16 protein-coding genes are annotated in these 15,569 nt (G+C 51.7%); 9 read left to right on the top strand and 7 right to left on the bottom strand.

All coding sequences use genetic code 11. From position 1 onward, the window contains the following. Positions 1 to 90 precede the first annotated feature (90 nt). On the top strand, positions 91 to 645 hold the full coding sequence (locus HF324_RS19025) for a hypothetical protein (protein ID WP_168803995.1): 555 nt from the start codon (positions 91 to 93) through the stop codon (positions 643 to 645). A gap of 37 nt (positions 646 to 682) precedes the next feature. Here the strand turns inward: HF324_RS19025 and HF324_RS19020 are convergent, their stop codons facing one another. After that, complete coding sequence (locus HF324_RS19020) at positions 683 to 1,081, bottom strand: hypothetical protein (RefSeq protein ID WP_168803994.1); 399 nt, start codon at positions 1,079 to 1,081, stop codon at positions 683 to 685. A gap of 3 nt (positions 1,082 to 1,084) precedes the next feature. Continuing rightward, on the bottom strand, positions 1,085 to 1,444 hold the full coding sequence (locus tag HF324_RS19015) for a hypothetical protein (RefSeq protein WP_168860541.1): 360 nt from the start codon (positions 1,442 to 1,444) through the stop codon (positions 1,085 to 1,087). Positions 1,445 to 1,725: 281 nt separating this feature from the next. Here HF324_RS19015 and HF324_RS19010 point away from each other — a divergent pair, with 281 nt between their 5' ends. Both HF324_RS19010 and HF324_RS19005 read left to right on the top strand, forming a co-directional pair. Next, on the top strand, positions 1,726 to 3,009 hold the full coding sequence (locus HF324_RS19010) for a TCR/Tet family MFS transporter (protein WP_168803992.1): 1,284 nt from the start codon (positions 1,726 to 1,728) through the stop codon (positions 3,007 to 3,009). Positions 3,010 to 3,140: 131 nt separating this feature from the next. Then, the gene (locus tag HF324_RS19005; RefSeq protein WP_168860540.1) at positions 3,141 to 4,220 is read left to right on the top strand and encodes a DUF1266 domain-containing protein; all 1,080 of its coding nucleotides are present in this window, start codon (positions 3,141 to 3,143) and stop codon (positions 4,218 to 4,220) included. A gap of 84 nt (positions 4,221 to 4,304) precedes the next feature. Here HF324_RS19005 and HF324_RS19000 read toward each other — a convergent pair whose 3' ends face one another. From HF324_RS19000 to HF324_RS18990, 3 genes are all read right to left on the bottom strand, one after another. Continuing rightward, the gene (locus HF324_RS19000; protein WP_168860539.1) at positions 4,305 to 5,564 is read right to left on the bottom strand and encodes an RNA polymerase sigma factor; all 1,260 of its coding nucleotides are present in this window, start codon (positions 5,562 to 5,564) and stop codon (positions 4,305 to 4,307) included. A gap of 2 nt (positions 5,565 to 5,566) precedes the next feature. Continuing rightward, entirely contained in the window at positions 5,567 to 5,905 is a 339-nt protein-coding gene (locus HF324_RS18995) for a YciI family protein (protein WP_168860538.1), read from the bottom strand. A gap of 118 nt (positions 5,906 to 6,023) precedes the next feature. Continuing rightward, positions 6,024 to 8,027 (bottom strand): tetratricopeptide repeat-containing sensor histidine kinase, encoded by a 2,004-nt coding sequence (locus HF324_RS18990; RefSeq protein ID WP_168860537.1) that lies wholly within the window; start codon positions 8,025 to 8,027, stop codon positions 6,024 to 6,026. Positions 8,028 to 8,153: 126 nt separating this feature from the next. Between HF324_RS18990 and HF324_RS18985 the strand changes: the two genes are divergently transcribed. Both HF324_RS18985 and HF324_RS18980 read left to right on the top strand, forming a co-directional pair. Further along, positions 8,154 to 8,747 carry a hypothetical protein gene (locus tag HF324_RS18985; RefSeq protein ID WP_168860536.1) on the top strand — a complete coding sequence of 198 codons (594 nt, stop codon included), beginning with the start codon at positions 8,154 to 8,156 and terminating at the stop codon, positions 8,745 to 8,747. Positions 8,748 to 8,874: 127 nt separating this feature from the next. After that, positions 8,875 to 9,633, top strand: a complete 759-nt coding sequence (locus tag HF324_RS18980; RefSeq protein WP_168860535.1) for a peptidase associated/transthyretin-like domain-containing protein — start codon at positions 8,875 to 8,877, stop codon at positions 9,631 to 9,633. Here the strand turns inward: HF324_RS18980 and HF324_RS18975 are convergent, their stop codons facing one another. Together HF324_RS18975 and HF324_RS18970 are read right to left on the bottom strand one after the other, a co-directional pair. Beyond that, complete coding sequence (locus HF324_RS18975; protein WP_168803985.1) at positions 9,634 to 9,978, bottom strand: darcynin family protein; 345 nt, start codon at positions 9,976 to 9,978, stop codon at positions 9,634 to 9,636. Positions 9,979 to 10,044: 66 nt separating this feature from the next. Then, entirely contained in the window at positions 10,045 to 10,620 is a 576-nt protein-coding gene (locus tag HF324_RS18970; RefSeq protein WP_168860534.1) for a Crp/Fnr family transcriptional regulator, read from the bottom strand. Between the two features lie 150 nt (positions 10,621 to 10,770). Between HF324_RS18970 and HF324_RS18965 the strand changes: the two genes are divergently transcribed. The 4 genes from HF324_RS18965 to HF324_RS18950 all read left to right on the top strand — a co-directional run bounded on the left by HF324_RS18965 (position 10,771) and on the right by HF324_RS18950 (position 15,522). Next, complete coding sequence (locus HF324_RS18965) at positions 10,771 to 11,901, top strand: RtcB family protein (protein WP_168803983.1); 1,131 nt, start codon at positions 10,771 to 10,773, stop codon at positions 11,899 to 11,901. A gap of 183 nt (positions 11,902 to 12,084) precedes the next feature. Then, positions 12,085 to 13,491 (top strand): dihydrolipoyl dehydrogenase, encoded by a 1,407-nt coding sequence (gene lpdA, locus HF324_RS18960; RefSeq protein ID WP_168803982.1) that lies wholly within the window; start codon positions 12,085 to 12,087, stop codon positions 13,489 to 13,491. A gap of 38 nt (positions 13,492 to 13,529) precedes the next feature. After that, positions 13,530 to 14,432, top strand: coding sequence for a hypothetical protein (locus HF324_RS18955; RefSeq protein ID WP_168860533.1), 903 nt, complete (start codon positions 13,530 to 13,532; stop codon positions 14,430 to 14,432). A gap of 1 nt (position 14,433) precedes the next feature. After that, positions 14,434 to 15,522 (top strand): DNA alkylation repair protein, encoded by a 1,089-nt coding sequence (locus HF324_RS18950; RefSeq protein ID WP_168860532.1) that lies wholly within the window; start codon positions 14,434 to 14,436, stop codon positions 15,520 to 15,522. Positions 15,523 to 15,569: the final 47 nt, after the last annotated feature.

Raw genomic sequence — 15,569 nt, 5'->3', positions numbered from 1 at the left:
CATCCATTTTTAACTTGCCTTCAAATAAAAAAAGCTGTTCCATTTCCGGAACAGCTTTTTTTGTACCTTGGCCGAAATGAGATTCCCTCTATGAGTATTGCAAGAGATAAACAGGCTTACGCAGTGTTAACCTGTCTGCTGTTCCTGAATGTGGCGTTGGACCTGGGTGCAGGCTTTAGCATCCGTGGTTATTGGCCCGACCGGATATTGTTTTACCTCTGGCTTATCGGTACCGTGTATATTATTGTCCGTTACTATAAGGAGAAGTTTGTAAAAATATATACATGGGTGTTAGTCGCGTTGACCGTGCTATCTACCATTCCGATGATGATCCCTTTTCTCACCATTGTGGGGGCAGGGTTCGCGCGGGACACCCAGTTCCGTAAAGTGCTGCCCGGTAATTACCGGGTCCAGATGGGCGGTAAAAGCCCGATCGGTAATCGTATTTTTGAGGTGATCAAGGGCCTGGGCCCGGTGGAAAGGCTGGAAGGAACAGCGAATATGAACCGGTTGGAAAAAGATCTGGGGACCGCTAAACTGGAAGACATTCAATCTGTAAAAGTGCTGCAAATGTGGCGGGACAGCAGCCGGATCGAGTTACAGTTCCCGGACACCACAGTGCAGTTTCTCTTTGACAAAAAATAAAAAGGACAGGTATTTTGCAACACCTGCCCCTGAGGTATCAGGATAATGGACGAAGGCCGGCGGCAGTATCAGCGTGGATTTGACGGGCTTTGGAAATTCTTCTGCCCCGGAAAAACAGGTAGAGGTTCAGGAACAACATGATACCGAGATAAATGAAAAAGCCGCCCAGCTTGGTACTCAGTACTTCCATCAGTTCACGCGGCGTGTCGAGGTCCTGCCCGATTACCATGATCCGGAAAGCAAACCCGATATTCAGCAGGTAAAACCCCGTTTCAAAAAGTTTGTTGGTAGCCAATGCCAGTTCCTGCTTTCCGTGAAAAATGTCAATCATAAATACCTTGCTGTTTTTGAACAGTATCCAGGCTACGAGCCAGGTGACCACGATGACTACCGGCAGGTAAATCATGTAGGCGGAAAAGTTGAATGCGGGATGCATATGTTATGGTTTTATGGGATGAAGTAATTGTTTTTTTCTGCCGATGTAGTAAATCGCACTCATATTAAAACAGTGCAGCAACCCCAGGGTGAGGATAATTAACCCCGTACTCTCCGTTATTTGCGTCACCAGTTCCGTGACGGTATGAATCGTTTGCCAGAAGGAAATCATCACTGTGGCGTAACCGATGTTCACCAGGTAATAGCCCGTGAGCAGGATATTGTTGATGGCTTCGCACAACGCCGCATCCTGGGGTATCAGGCCGTGGATGAAGACCCTGCCGTTCCGGTAAAAACGAAGTCCTACATGTACCGTGATCAGATAAGTGATAACAAAGTAGATCAGATAGGCAAGGATGTTCATGGCTTGCAGGTTTGCTTTTCTGGTGTCAAAACTATTTAAACTTTCGGTATTTTCAAAAAATATTGAAAGTTTTTTTGAAGAAAAAACGGGGGTTTTACCGGATAAATGAGGGTTTTTACCGATGGTCGTATGTATTTCAACCGGAAAAAGCTTTATAATAGCCGGATCGGATGTACCTTTGTGACCCTGATAAAATAGGTGAACCCATGAGAAAACCATAACACAACGTATTTTTGTTCCCCGTTTTTCGAAAGACATTCCATTATTCGCAATTCACTACTATGCATACCACTTCCAAAAAAGCTGCGATTAGCTTTATTTTTATCACTTTGCTGATTGATGTGATGGGTTGGGGGCTGATCATTCCGGTGATGGCTGATCTGATTGCCCAACTGAAGCACATTCCGGTCAACGAAGCCAGTACCTACGGCGCCCTGTTATTATCTGTTTTTGCCATCACACAGTTTTTATTTGCCCCGGTAATCGGTAACCTGAGCGACCGCTATGGCCGCCGCCCGGTGTTGCTGCTGTCCCTGCTGGGCTTCGGTATCGACTACATCATCCTGGCACTGGCGCCTCACTACGGATGGTTGTTCATCGGCCGCGTGATAGCCGGTATTACCGGCGCCAGTTTTACCACCGCCACCGCGTACATCGCAGACGTGAGCACCGACGAAACGTCCAAAGCCAAAAACTTCGGGCTTATCGGCGCCGCTTTTGGTCTCGGGTTCGTGTTAGGACCGGCGCTGGGCGCGCTGCTGGCCACCTGGGGCATCCGCGCACCGTTTTACGCTGCTGCCGCGCTCTGTTTGCTCAACTGCCTCTATGGTTATTTCCTGCTGCCGGAATCGCTGGCCAAAGAAAACCGCCGGCCGTTTGAGTGGAAACGGGCCAACCCGTTTGGCTCCCTGAAGTTCCTGACCCATCACCCCGAAATCGGCGGACTGGCATTCAGCTTCTTCCTGATTTACCTTGGCAGCCAGGCGGTACAGGGTAACTGGAACTTCTTCACCATCTACCGTTTCAACTGGAGCGAGAAAATGGTAGGTATCTCCCTGGCCGTGGTAGGCGTGCTGGTAGGTGCCGTGCAGGCAGGGCTCACCCGCGTCATTAATCCGAAAATCGGCAATGAAAAGAGTATCTACCTGGGACTGTCATTATACGCCTTCGGCCTGTTGCTGTTTGCCTTTGCCACGCAGGGCTGGATGATGTTCGCCTTCCTGATACCTTACTGCCTTGGCGGTATCTGCGGACCTTCCCTTCAGTCAGTGATCTCGGGCCATGTGCCGCCCAACCAGCAGGGAGAACTACAGGGGGCGCTGACCAGCCTTATGAGCCTGACCACCGTGGTAGGCCCGCTGATCATGAACAGCACCTTTGCTTATTTCACCTCTGCCCGGGCGCCATTCTACTTCCCCGGCATGCACTTCCTGATCGGAGCAGTATGTATGATGCTCAGCGTCATCATCACGTACAAGGTGCTGACCCGCGAAAAAAGGGAGAACCCCGAACTGGCCAATGTGATCAAAGGTTCCGCTCCCATGGGTGAAACACCCATGCACTGATGGTAACATGATGCTATTCATACGAAGGGCCGCTTCCCGTACGGAAGCGGCCTTTTATTTTGAGAAAAGCAGGAGAGGGGCCAAAAGCTTAAAAGTTATTGTACTTTCGCAGTTCGAAATTTATATATATAATGAAACCGTTGTTACAGAATCACCCGCGTGACCTGAATTTTCCTGTCCGGCCCCAATGGCGCCAGTATGAAAAATACCGCAGGCAACAGCCTGTATTGTATGCCATCGCTACGCTGCTGGTCACTTTCGCCCTCCTTGATTTCTTTTTCCTGATTATGTTGGTACAAAAGCTGGTGAAAGACCCCGCGCCACTCACCGGCGCCCAGTGGACCGCCATTATCGGTTTTATAGCACTGGTCAGCCTTTTTTTCGTCGTGGCGCGGTACATCGGCACGCTGCCCCTGCGGGAACAACAACGTTATTACCAGGTGAACGGAATTACCTGGTTGAGTGAAGAGAAACGACAGGCTTTGCGGCTGGAGCTGGTAGACATCTATAAAGGCGGCTACTGGAGCGAAACGCTGGAATACTACCCCCTGGCGGCTTTACAAGGACCCGGTAAATACCATACCTTCACACCCGCCGACGCCAATCTCTATAAAAAAGACCTTGATCAGAGCTGGGGCATCCTCACTACGGACAACTACCGGAAGGTAGCTCAGCAACTGCTGACAAAAGGTTACCACGCAGAGCCCTTTGCCATGACCGTATCGCTGCGGAATGAAAGCCGCGAAGTCAGCACCCGCCTGGCGGCGCTGACCGGCCTGCCGGAATCCTACATATTTTCCTGTGTCGAACACAGACCTGGCGGCCGTCCGCCTAAGCTGATATGGGGGTATGAATGCTGGCGGCTGATTGTGATCTCCCGGGATGCCTATATGGCGGGACACATCACAGCGGAAGAGGCCTGGAAAAACATACTGCAGGCGGCAGACTACGTATATGAACTGTTTGACGACTTTACAGACTTCTGTAACAACTATCGCTTAGGAAACGCCTTTTGGAGCAATTCTTTTGAAGTGACCAACGAGCGGACGGTAGCCTATGAAAAATACCTGGCGCAATGCGACTGGCCGATGAAACACCTGCCATGGCCTGCTGCTAAAGGAATACAGCTGCCGGAAGCCATGGCCACCGGTTTTGCCACAGAACTGGCCATCGCCAAAAGCCTGCAACAGCAACCCGGCGGGCTCAACTGACGACGAGGGCATGGATTCCATTCCATGTCCTTCGTCTGCCCGTAAACAGCCGGTGAAACAAATACCAGCCACCGTTCGTGGGAATCAGGTATCTGCAATTTTAGCCGCCAGGAATTCCTGTTCCTGTTGCGCGGCAGTCAACAGGCGCGCTTGTTCGAAGCAAGTCACGGCTTTTTCTTTCTCGCCCATCCGTTTGTAGATCTCGCCCAATACGGCATGATAGAGGTAGTAGCGGTTCAGCTGGCGGTGCCCCTCCAGGGCTTCCAGCGATTGCAGCGCTGCCTGCGCGCCGGCATATTCCAACATGGCGACGCTGCGGTTGAGCAATATCACAGGGTCTTTGGTGAGCTGCAGCAGCGCATCGTAATAAGACAGGATCATTTTCCAGTTGGTGGCCGCATAGTCAGGCGCCATACAGTGCTCACAGGCTATGGCAGCCTCCAGGTGGAAAGGGGAGAAAGTGGTGCCTACAGCGGCCTTGTTGAGCCATTCGTTGCCGGCAGTGATCAGCTCTTTGTTCCACTGTTGCCGGTCCTGCTGCGACAGCGGGATAATGGTACCATCGGGGTGAAGCCTGCTGCTGCTGCGGGCGGCATGGAAACAGAACAGCGCCATGAGGGCAGCGGTGCGCGGCTGCCGCGTATGCGCATGATCGAGCAGGCACTGGCACAGGTACATGGCTTGCGTAATAATATCTTCCCGTATGAGTTGTTCGTGCTGCGTGGCGCTGTATCCTTCGTTGAACAACAGATAAAGACTGTTGAGCACCGCGTCCAGTCTGCCGGAGAGCTGCGCCGGCGGTGGAATATACGGTCTTATCCGGCTGGCCCGGAAGAACTCTTTGGTGCGGTACAGCCTTTTGGAAATGGTGTCTTCCGATGTCAGGAAAGCGCGCGCCACTTCCCGGGTACTGAAACCGCAGAGTGACTTCAGTATAAAAGTGACCTGGTTTTCCGGGGAGATATCAGGGTGACAACAAGCGAACATCATCCCCAGGAAATCATCTTTAATATGCGCTTCCTGCCAGTGCTGGTCCAGTGCATCGCTGGCGGATGGCGGCAGTTGTTCCGGATCGGAGAAGTCGGCGTTCGACTGGTGTTTTTTCCGGCGGATAATATCGATAGCTTTGTTCCTGGCCACCCGGAACAGCCAGGCTTCGGGGTTGTCGGGGATGCCGTTGAACTTCCATGTTTCCAGTCCGCTGAGCAGCGCGTCCTGCATCACATCTTCCGCGAGGGCGTAGTTTTCCGTACCGAATATTTTTACCAGTACAGCCACCATCTTTCCGGACGCCTGTCTGAAAAGATGGTTTACTGCCTGGTCGATGTTTTGGGAGGCGGTCATGGTTAATGTAACTGTCTGATGCCACGTATTTCCAGCGTACAGCCGAAAGGCAGGCCCGGACAGCCTTTGGCCAGTTCTGCTGCGGCAGCGGCGCTATCGGCCCGCAACACGAGGTAGCCTGCTACCAGTTCTTTGCCTTCTGCCAGCGGCCTGTCGGTAACCGTGGCGTTGCTGAGTACTGTCAGTCCCTGCGGTTCCAGGTTCTGACCGGCCACATAGTTGCCGGAGGCCATCAGTTCGCCCAGCCAGCGTTGCCAGTGTTGCAGATGTTCCTGCATTTCCTGCGCGGAGCCGAGGCCAGGGTCTTTTCCGCCCCGGATGATCACTAAAAATTCCTGCATCGTCCTTATATTTTTGCGGGTGCTTTCAATTGTACCACCAGTGTGGCGGGATTAAGTCGAATTTGCTACTATGACGCAGCCGGTTACCCGGATTTGGACACCTGGAAGAAAATATTTTTCAGACTTCCTGTAAGGTATTGATTTCCCTGCTTTTTGTCTCCAGGTCCAATTCCACATGGATGGTAGTGCCGGCGCCGGGCTGGCTGTCGAGCTCCAGTCTACCGTTGAGGTAGCGGGCGCGGTTTTCCATGCTGGTGAGGCCGATTCCGATACGTTGCGGACGCCGGGGATCAAAGCCTTTACCATCGTCTTCCACTGTGATAAAAAACGTGTGCCCGTTCTGGCTGCATTGCACGACAATGTTTTTGGCGTCAGCATACCGCAGGGCGTTGGAGAGAGCTTCCTGTACAATGCGGTAAATGGCCAGTTGGGCAGAAACAGGCATGTCTTTCCGGATATCGAAAGCTTCGAAATGAATGACGGTCTGTGGCGTCTGCAGCGAGTCGCACAGTTCCTGCAGGGCTGTCTCCACGCCAAAGCGGGCGAGGGTTTCCGGCATCATATTGTGGGCAATGCGGCGCACTTCGGACACAGCATTGTCTACCTGGTGAATGATTTTATCCAGCTCTTCGTCGGACCGCGACACACCGCTCAGTTTTATCCGGATGCCCGACAACAGGCCACCCAGGCCGTCATGCAGTTCCCGGGCCACCCGGCGGCGTTCGCGTTCGGCGCCTTCCAGCATGGCTTCTGTGGCCACCAACTGCTGCTGTTGCTGCATTTCTTTTACTTGCTGGCGGTGGTTGACTTCTTCCTGGGCAGACAGTTTTTTCTGGTTGCGGTAAAACAGCCAGGAGAAAGCGGCCAATATCAGCAGGATGAGCGCCACGGTGCTGAGCAGCCAGTTGAACAGCGCCTGGTTGCGGGCCCTGGCTGCGGCTTCCTTTTTTTCCGATTCCAGTACGGCTATTTTCTTTTCGTGCTCTGCATTACGGTATTGAATTTCCAGTTCTTCCACCTGTCTGCGCACCACCTGGTTGTTGACGCTGTCATTCTGCTCTTTGTGCGCCATCATCATCTCATAGGCGCCTTTATAGTCACCGAGGCTGGCCATGATCTCGGCCATTTCTTTTTTGAGCGTCAGCTGGTTTTTCTCGTGGCCGATGAAAGTTTGATCGGTGGAAAGCGTGACCAGTATTGCTTTGGCTTCCCGGTAGCGTTTCATGTCTTTCAGCAGGGAATATTTCTGGTACAGCAGGGCGCTGTAGCGATGGCCCTGGTTGAGATGTTGCGCCGCTTTCATGCCGGCGTCAATAGCCTGCAGCGCTGCGTCGAACTGTTTCATGCCGCCGTAATACTGTGCATAGGTGGTATAGTAGAGCGAGGTATAGGAACGCTCTTCTTTGGATTCGGGCATCGCCGACACGATGTCCAGGTTTTGTTTTGCCTTCGGCAGGTCCTTTTTATAGATATAGCAGGTAGCCATCCGGAGGTAGTTCCAGATGATGAAATCGTCTTTCTGTCCTTCTTCCTTATATCTGTCGATGGCTTTTTGCTGGTATTGAATGGCTTTGTCGTATTCACGTTCGTTCATAAAAGCCACCCCCACGGCGGAATAATACTGGGACAACAGCCCGTTTTCCTTTGACTTCTCTCCGTAGGGGATACAACGCTCCAGTATAATACGGAGAAATTCTTTGTCGTGTCCCTGACGTTGTTCGATAAAGGCGTAGTTGTACCAGAGGCGTGCCCGCTGGCCGTAAGCTTCAGGTGTCTCCTGTTTTTCAAAGATGCGTTCTGCCGCCATCAGCCGTTGCTGTCCTTTTTCGAAATCATCGACAAACACGCTGGCATTGGCGCGCACGGAAATCAGCAGGCCTTCGTAGTAAGGCTTGCCTTTGGCCAGGGGCTCAACTTTGTCTATGATGGCCATTGCTTTAACGGTATCGGTATACACCCAGTAGCTGGATATCAGCACCGCAGCGCGTATTTTTTCGCTGTCGGTACGCGCCCGGGCAAAAACGGATTCGAGGCTGTCGAGGTACCGCTTGTCGGTCGGGCTTTGCGCTTTCAGCACGGTGGTGAAAAAAACACAGCAAAGAAAAAGAAGGGTGGTTCGCATGGAATGGTTCATTCAGGGTATAAAAATAGGCAAAAAGCGATTTGTATGGCCGGTTGGTCGGGCAGGCAGGCCCATAAACCGGCAGATTTACTATCTTGTACAGCAAATGAACAACCCGAAAAGAATATGACGATCAGCAAAATTTGCGCAGCACTGGCCCTGGTACTGCAACTGGCGATGGCCGGCCAGGCCGGGGCACAAACGGCCACTCCGCCGGTATCGGACATGACCACCGGTCTGTTGACATGGGTCAAACACCTAAACAATGATGTTGACAAATATTACAAACCGGAAAAAGGCGAAGACCTGAGCCGGCACCTGGGCGACCTGAAAGAGGACCTGCAGGTATATATGAAAACACGGAAGAAGTTGTCTGACAGCCTGTTTCGCCATAATATCGCACCGGGTAAGAAAGACCCGGACCGCCTGGAAGACCTCAAGACCAAAATGAGCGCGGTGATGAATCATATGCGGGACGTGAGCGACCTGGTAAGCAATGATCTCCGCAAGGAAGGAGACAAGCTGAACGAGGAGATGTATGAAGCGCTGTACGGGCAGCAGCCCCGTTATCTTTCCTTCCTGGAGGCATTTCTCGACGGTGTGGAGGTCACCAAAAAAGACCTGGCTGTCGATGGCAGCGTTCACTACCAGCGGCTGGAAGAATGTATTGCGCAGATAGCTTCCCTGAAAGACAAGATCGATAGAAAAACGAAAAAGTAAGACCAGGATGCAAGCCTGGCAAGCCTGCCGACAGATACAACGTTTTGTTAATGTTTGCCGGGCGGTTTGCTTATGTATTGATCCTGTGTTAGATTGAGGCGGAAATGAGCACTTATAACCCGTTTAGATGGCTGATATTATTCCTGTTAATGCTCTTGTTGCAGTTGGCGGCAAGGGCGCAGGTACGTGTGAGCGGAACGATATACGACCGTTCCGGCCGTTTCGGGATGCCGGGGTAAGTGTAATGAGCACTTCGGGCGCGGGCACTGTGACGGATTCGATGGGGCGTTATGTGATCCGGCTTACGCTGGCAGACTCCCTGAGTTTTTCTTACCAGGGAAAGGCCACGATGAAGTTCCCTGTTAACGAGATCCATCCCAACCGCCCGTTTGATATGAAACTGCATGTGGATGTCACTACATTGCCCACGGTGGTGGTTTCCTCGAACCGGTTAAAAGACTATTCTGCCGACTCCGCGGCATTCCGTGACGAATACCGGAAAGTTTTTGATTATGCGCCCTCGTTACTCGGAGGCACCAGTGGTCCGGGTGGCGTGGGCATCAACCTGGATATGATCTTTAATGCGAAAAAAATAAAGCGCATGGAGGCTTTCCGGGAACTGCTCGAGCGGGATGAGCAGGAAAAATATGTGGACCATCGTTTTAATAAAGCGCTGGTGAAGAAGATTACCGGTCTTGAATCACCAGCGCTGGAAGCGTTCATGAAACAGTATCGCCCCACCTATGCCATGTTCAGTTATTTCCGCAATGACTACGAATATTACCTCTATATCCGGGACAACGGCCGTCACTTCGCCAGGGTGTGGGCCCTGGAACACCCTGCGGCGAAAGATCCTGCCGGTTTACAGATCATACCGGGGCATTAGTTACACCGCCTGCCTGATATCATCGATATCCATAGATCCCCTGAAATTATTGGGAACGCCGATAATGATGTCCTTTATTTCAAAATAGGGCGCCGCGAGTGTTTTGGACTCCCGGAGATAACCTATCAGGTAGCCGTATTGCTCCAGGTTAGCGGTTTCAATGATCATAAAATCAGAAACATGCGCATGGGTAAAGTCGCAGTCAAATAGCCGGATGCTGCACTGGCCGGCAAATTTGTCCAGAACGGCCCGGACTTCCGTTTGCACAAACTTGTCGCGCTGCAGCCGTGGGAGCGTCAGCCATTGCGGGGTAGCTTTCACCAAAAGAATAATCGTGTAGTTCATAGTATTGATATTGAAACACAAAACTATCCCCGGGGCTTTATAAATCCCTTGACATAGGTAAAGAAATCAGGTAACGGTGATTTTCCGGCGGATGCGGCTGAGGTGGGAAGGGGAGATGCCCAGCCAGGAGGCGATATGATATTGTGGTATCTGCTGTTCCACCTCGGGGAATGCTTTCCGGAAATTATGATACCGGCGGGCGGCGTCGAGGGATGCCAGTTCTATTTCCCGTTGTTCTTTCTGGACGAAAATTGCTTCTGCCCATTTGCGTGCAAAACGTTCGAGGTCAGGGCATGTTTCATAAAGCAGGGTAAACTGCCGGTAGTCGGCCACCCATATGCGGGCGTCTGTCAGCGCCTGCTGGGACACCAGTGCCGGTCTGCCGCAGATGAGCGATGCATAGTCACCGATGAAGGAGGGGGCGGAAAACAATACTTTGTTGAATTCTTCGCCATTGTCTTTTCTGTAGAAACCGCGTACAATCCCGCTTTCCAGGAAAGCCAGGTTTCTGGCGATTTCACCTTCACGGATGAAGAAGTGGTTTTTACGTAGTGTGGCGGGCGAGAACAAAGCAGTTGCCTGCCGCATGGTAGTGGCTTTCAGCGGGTGATGCTGAGCAAAGAAAGTGCGGAGCGATTGCATGAGGTAAATGTCTTGTTGTTGAAGACGAATGAGTAAAAAGTTTATTGTTTAAAATAATTACCTATCTTTGCGCTGCTGCTGACATCTCTGAAAGGGGCAGATGTTAACCAACGCCCCACGAACTAATCTTTTTTACCCAAATTAAAGAACATGCGATCTATTGCATTCTATTGTGATGCACATAGTGTTGAGCGCAACGCTATGGATCAGTTGCAGCAGTACTCCCAAAAACCGTTTGTAGACGGCATCAGCGCGTTTACGGATATTCACTATTGCGCCGAGAAGGCCCTGCCGGTAGGCGTGGCATTTAAAACCAGCGATTATTTCTACCCGTTGATCACCGGTAAGGATATCGGGTGCGGCGTGATGTATCTTAAAACCGATAAACAGCACTGGCTGCGGCCATTCGATAAAGATGCCCACTACCGGGCGTTTGCACAGGCCCACACCCAGATGACCGACGACGGTCTGGGTGGCGGTAACCATTTCCTCTCCATAGAGGAAGATAACGACGCCGTATATATTATATGCCATACCGGTACGCGGGACAGGGGCATTGCGCTGTATCAGCACTGTATACAGCTGACCCGCGATTTCTCGCAGGCATACGGCCGGGAGGTGGACTATGTGCATCGTGATTTTGTACAGCCGGATTTTTTCCGGTACTACCAGGACATCCTGCAATTCGGATACGAAAGGCGTAAAAATTTCTGTGTGAAGACTATGATCTTTTTACAGAACGCCAATTATCTGAAATGTAACAAGGGCGCTATCGACAAGGGCTACCTGCAGCGCAACTACAAAGACCTGGGCGACGAAGGCGTGTTGTATGGAACACCGTATCAACTGGAAGATTCCATTCACAATCACCTGCGGTTCTCCGACAAGGAGATCATGCACCGCAAAGGCAGCACAGAGCTGCAGCAGGGCAGGACCGTGGTGATCCCGCTGTCTATGTCCCGGGGCAGCCTGCTGGCCAAAGCCGGTTACCTGCCGGGTGCGGCCGAGGCGCTGTATTCCTGCTCCCATGGCGCAGGCAGACGGTTATCGCGTTTTGAAGCGATGAAATACTGGAAAACCGTTTTGAAGGAGAAACAACGCAGGGCTTATAAGGAGCAGTTCAGTGAGCTGCTCGACCGGTCAGGCAATTTTCCCTCCGGGTATATCCAGGAGTTTGATTTCGCTTACAAGGACGCGTCGGATGTTTTCCGCTACCAGCCTTACCTGCAAAAGGTGACACAAACAACACCGGTGGTGACGGTTAAATACACCGAGATTTAATAAGGGGGGTATCAAGATAATTTACCTGCGGGTACGTTTATTCATTGACGTAGTCCGAAGGTGTAGTTATTCTTGATGCCCCTTTATTTTTACCACAATTTCGTCAAAACACATCCATCAAAATAAAAATATACCGATTGGTATATAAATAGTAATTTTGTCTTCCAGATTAATTTAAAGTATATGGAAAATCAATATGACGTTGTGGTGATCGGCTCCGGCCCCGGTGGTTATGTAGCCGCTATCCGCGCCTCCCAGCTGGGCTACCGGGTGGCTATCGTAGAGAAATACAGCACCCTCGGCGGCACCTGCACCAATGTAGGCTGTATCCCCGCCAAATCATTGCTGGACAGCTCCGAGCACTACCATCAGGCGGAAGTGCAGTTTAAAGCGCATGGTATCAATACCGGCGGCATCAGTCTCGACTTCGGCCAGTTTATCCGCCGCAAGGGAGAGGTGGTAGCACAGAATACGGCGGGGCTGGTATACCTGATGAAAAAAAACAAGATACAGGTATACCACGGTGTAGGCAGCTTTACAGACGCCACGCACCTGAAAGTAACTGCTGCCGATAAGACGGAAGCTGTATTAACCAGCCGTTACTTTATCATCGCTACCGGTTCCAAACCTTCTACCATCCCGGGGGTAGCCATTGATAAAAAGAGAATCATCACTTCCACGGAAAGCCTGTCCCTGCCGGAGAAGCCAGCCTCCATGGTGATCATCGGCGGTGGCGTGATCGGTGTGGAACTGGCGTCCGTTTATGCACGTATAGGCACCAGCGTTACCATCATAGAATATACCGACAACCTGATACCCACCATGGACCGCGAGCTGGGCAAAGCGCTGCAGAAATCGCTTCGCCAGCTGAAGATCAACCTGCTGCTGGGCAGCAAGGTGCAATCGGCAGTCAATAACGGCGATACTGCTACGGTGAAATTCCTGGACCAGCAGGGCGCACCACAGGAGATCAAGGCCGACTATTGCCTTGTGGCGGTAGGCAGAAGGGCCTATACCGACGGGCTCAATTTACAGGCCGCCGGTATTCAGACCGCGAAAAACGGGAAGATCACCGTCAACGAAAAACTGCAGACCAATGTGCCCAACATCTACGCCATCGGCGATGTGATCGACGGGCCTATGCTGGCCCACAAAGCAGAAGAGGAGGGCGTTTTCGCCGCGGAAACGATACACGGCCTGCACCCGCATCTCAACTATGCCCTGGTGCCCGGCGTCGTATATACGTGGCCGGAAGTGGCGGCGGTCGGTGCTACGGAAGAACAACTGAAAGCGCAGAACGTGGAATACAAAGCCGGCAAATTCCCTTACATGGCCAGCGCCCGTGCCCGTGCTTCCATGGACACGGACGGTTTTGTGAAAGTGCTGGTATCGCCGAAATACGGAGAGATACTGGGCGTACATATCATCGGTCCCCGCGCGGCAGATGTGATAGCGCAATCCGTGCTGGCTATTGAACAGGAGATGACGGCGGAGGAAATGATCCGTTCCTGCTACGCACATCCCACTTATGCAGAAGCACTGAAAGATGCTTACCTCATCGCTACCGGTCAGGGTGCAATCAATATCTAATTTACTTAACTTGCCATTGCAAAAAATTCTGTACTGCAATGGCAATTGATGGTGTTAAGATTATTGACAGCGACACGGCCCACGATGTTTACGGAGGCTTCATGGACATGTACGACGGCGGGGAAGACCTCTCCGTCATCGAGACAACGTTTCCGCTGGAGAATGAAGAATACAGCGGAGATGCGCTGGACTACGAGCTGTATGTGACCGCCTGCGGGCTTGCCCTTTGGGAAACGGGCCTGATGGATGGAAACAAACTGGCATTCATCAGGTCTGTTATTGATAAAGGCGCTTTCATCAAAGCATGGGACCCTGATGGCCCCGATGGAAAAGCGCGGCAAAAAGAACTGGACCGCTACTGGAAAAAGATCAGTCAGCCTAACGCGAAAGTCAGGGCAAGAAAAAAATACCGGAAAGTCACCCGCTTCTATTTCCAGCCCTATGATCTGCTGGCTTTTCAACTGGACAACGGCTGCTATCTGGTGGCGCTTTGCGCAGAGATCTTCCAGCAGCGAGGTGTTTGCGAATATATGCTGGTGCCCACCACCTATTACAGTGAAACCATGCCCACCGTCGCCGATCTGCATTCCTGCCATCTTTTAGGCCGCACCATTGAATCTTTTTACGATACCGCTACGACCAAAAAAATGCAACCCAATATTGAACGGATATGGCAGCATCTCGGCGGCAACCCTAAATGTTTTTTCGGACTGAGTAAATACGGCCTGCTGCACCGTGACGTAGCTATCTGCCGGAGCCGGTTGGTTAAAATAGGCACCTTGCCGGTGGTGGAGGGACTGAATGACACGGCTATCCGCAGTACGCTGAACGGTTTTGATTCGCTCCGAAAACGTTTCTGCGATGCTGTCATCAGCCAGAGAGAAGGGACCAGCCAGATGCACCAAAGCTGGCCTGTGAACGTTGTTTGTAATATAGAATAGTATGGAACCACTGAAAGAGATGTTCAACCGCGAGTTCTACCGGCACTTTGCCGATGTTTTTGCGGCCGCACATAAGCAATTTGACCGGAACGGTTTTTATAAAGACGTAACCGACCGGCTGGAAACCCGTGAGCTGAACGCCCGGTTACGCCATACCGCGTTGATGCTGGGTAAACATCTTCCCGGGGACTATAAAAAGGCGGTGGCGGTTTTGCAGAAGGCAGCCCCGTCGCTGAAGACCGGCTATACCGCCCTGGTATTGCCGGATTTTGTGGCCCTGTATGGCAAGGATCATTTCGAACTTTCCATGGAGGCGCTGCAATACTTTACCACATTGGGCTCTGCGGAATTTGCCATCCGGGAATTCCTGAAAACGGATTTTGACCGCACGCTGACCGTCATGAAACAATGGGCCCGGCACGATGATCATCATGTGAGAAGGCTGGCCTCCGAAGGAAGCCGTCCCCGGCTGCCCTGGTCCTTTAAACTCGACGCCGTCATTAAAAATCCTTTCCTGACGCGGGATATCCTGGAGTCGCTCAAAACGGATGAAACACTGTATGTGCGGAAATCGGTCGCCAATCACCTGAATGATATTTCCAAAGACAACAGCGCCTATATGCTGCAGCTGGTAAAAGGGTGGGACGCGCAGCATCCGCACACCGGCTGGATCATCAAACATGCCAGCCGTACGCTCATCAAAAAAGGAGACAAAGACTCGCTCAGCGTATTCAATTTTGAAAAGCAGGTGAAGATTAAGCTGGCACAGTTTAAACTGAGTGCCGCTGCTATTCGTCTGGGCGATGCGCTGACCTTTACTTTTCAGCTGAAGAGCGAAAAGACGTCTCCCCAGAAGCTGGTAATAGACTACGTGGTCCACTATCCGAAGTCTTCCGGCGAGCTGTCGCAGAAAGTGTTCAAGCTGAAAGAGGTGGTGCTGCAGCCAGGGGAGTTGTTGTCATTTTCCAAAAAACAGGTATTTAAAGACATGACCACCCGGAAGCACTATGCAGGTAAGCATTTGATCAGCATCCAGGTGAACGGGAAGATATATGGAGAGCAGGCTTTTCAGTTAAACAAAACCCCCTGAAGTCAACAATCTGGCGAAAAAGTTGTTTCTTAGTAAAATGTAACCCA

Source organism: Chitinophaga oryzae (genome assembly GCF_012516375.2).
Taxonomy (GTDB): domain Bacteria; phylum Bacteroidota; class Bacteroidia; order Chitinophagales; family Chitinophagaceae; genus Chitinophaga; species Chitinophaga oryzae.
The sequence above is the reverse complement of the archived record's forward strand: the minus strand, read 5'-3'. Positions and strand labels throughout refer to the sequence as shown.

Bases quoted from the DNA above. Each gene is read 5' to 3' on its own strand.
- HF324_RS19005 (WP_168860540.1), top strand. From the start codon at position 3,141: ATGAAACCGTTGTTACAGAATCACCCGCGTGACCTGAATTTTCCTGTC.
- HF324_RS18985 (WP_168860536.1), top strand. From the start codon at position 8,154: ATGACGATCAGCAAAATTTGCGCAGCACTGGCCCTGGTACTGCAACTG.
- HF324_RS19025 (WP_168803995.1), top strand. From the start codon at position 91: ATGAGTATTGCAAGAGATAAACAGGCTTACGCAGTGTTAACCTGTCTG.
- HF324_RS18990 (WP_168860537.1), bottom strand. From the start codon at position 8,027: ATGCGAACCACCCTTCTTTTTCTTTGCTGTGTTTTTTTCACCACCGTG.
- HF324_RS19020 (WP_168803994.1), bottom strand. From the start codon at position 1,081: ATGCATCCCGCATTCAACTTTTCCGCCTACATGATTTACCTGCCGGTA.
- HF324_RS18970 (WP_168860534.1), bottom strand. From the start codon at position 10,620: ATGCAATCGCTCCGCACTTTCTTTGCTCAGCATCACCCGCTGAAAGCC.
- HF324_RS19010 (WP_168803992.1), top strand. From the start codon at position 1,726: ATGCATACCACTTCCAAAAAAGCTGCGATTAGCTTTATTTTTATCACT.
- HF324_RS18980 (WP_168860535.1), top strand. From the start codon at position 8,875: ATGGCTGATATTATTCCTGTTAATGCTCTTGTTGCAGTTGGCGGCAAG.
- HF324_RS19000 (WP_168860539.1), bottom strand. From the start codon at position 5,564: ATGACCGCCTCCCAAAACATCGACCAGGCAGTAAACCATCTTTTCAGA.
- HF324_RS18965 (WP_168803983.1), top strand. From the start codon at position 10,771: ATGCGATCTATTGCATTCTATTGTGATGCACATAGTGTTGAGCGCAAC.
- HF324_RS18950 (WP_168860532.1), top strand. From the start codon at position 14,434: ATGGAACCACTGAAAGAGATGTTCAACCGCGAGTTCTACCGGCACTTT.
- HF324_RS18975 (WP_168803985.1), bottom strand. From the start codon at position 9,978: ATGAACTACACGATTATTCTTTTGGTGAAAGCTACCCCGCAATGGCTG.
- HF324_RS18995 (WP_168860538.1), bottom strand. From the start codon at position 5,905: ATGCAGGAATTTTTAGTGATCATCCGGGGCGGAAAAGACCCTGGCCTC.
- HF324_RS18955 (WP_168860533.1), top strand. From the start codon at position 13,530: ATGGCAATTGATGGTGTTAAGATTATTGACAGCGACACGGCCCACGAT.
- HF324_RS19015 (WP_168860541.1), bottom strand. From the start codon at position 1,444: ATGAACATCCTTGCCTATCTGATCTACTTTGTTATCACTTATCTGATC.
- lpdA (WP_168803982.1), top strand. From the start codon at position 12,085: ATGGAAAATCAATATGACGTTGTGGTGATCGGCTCCGGCCCCGGTGGT.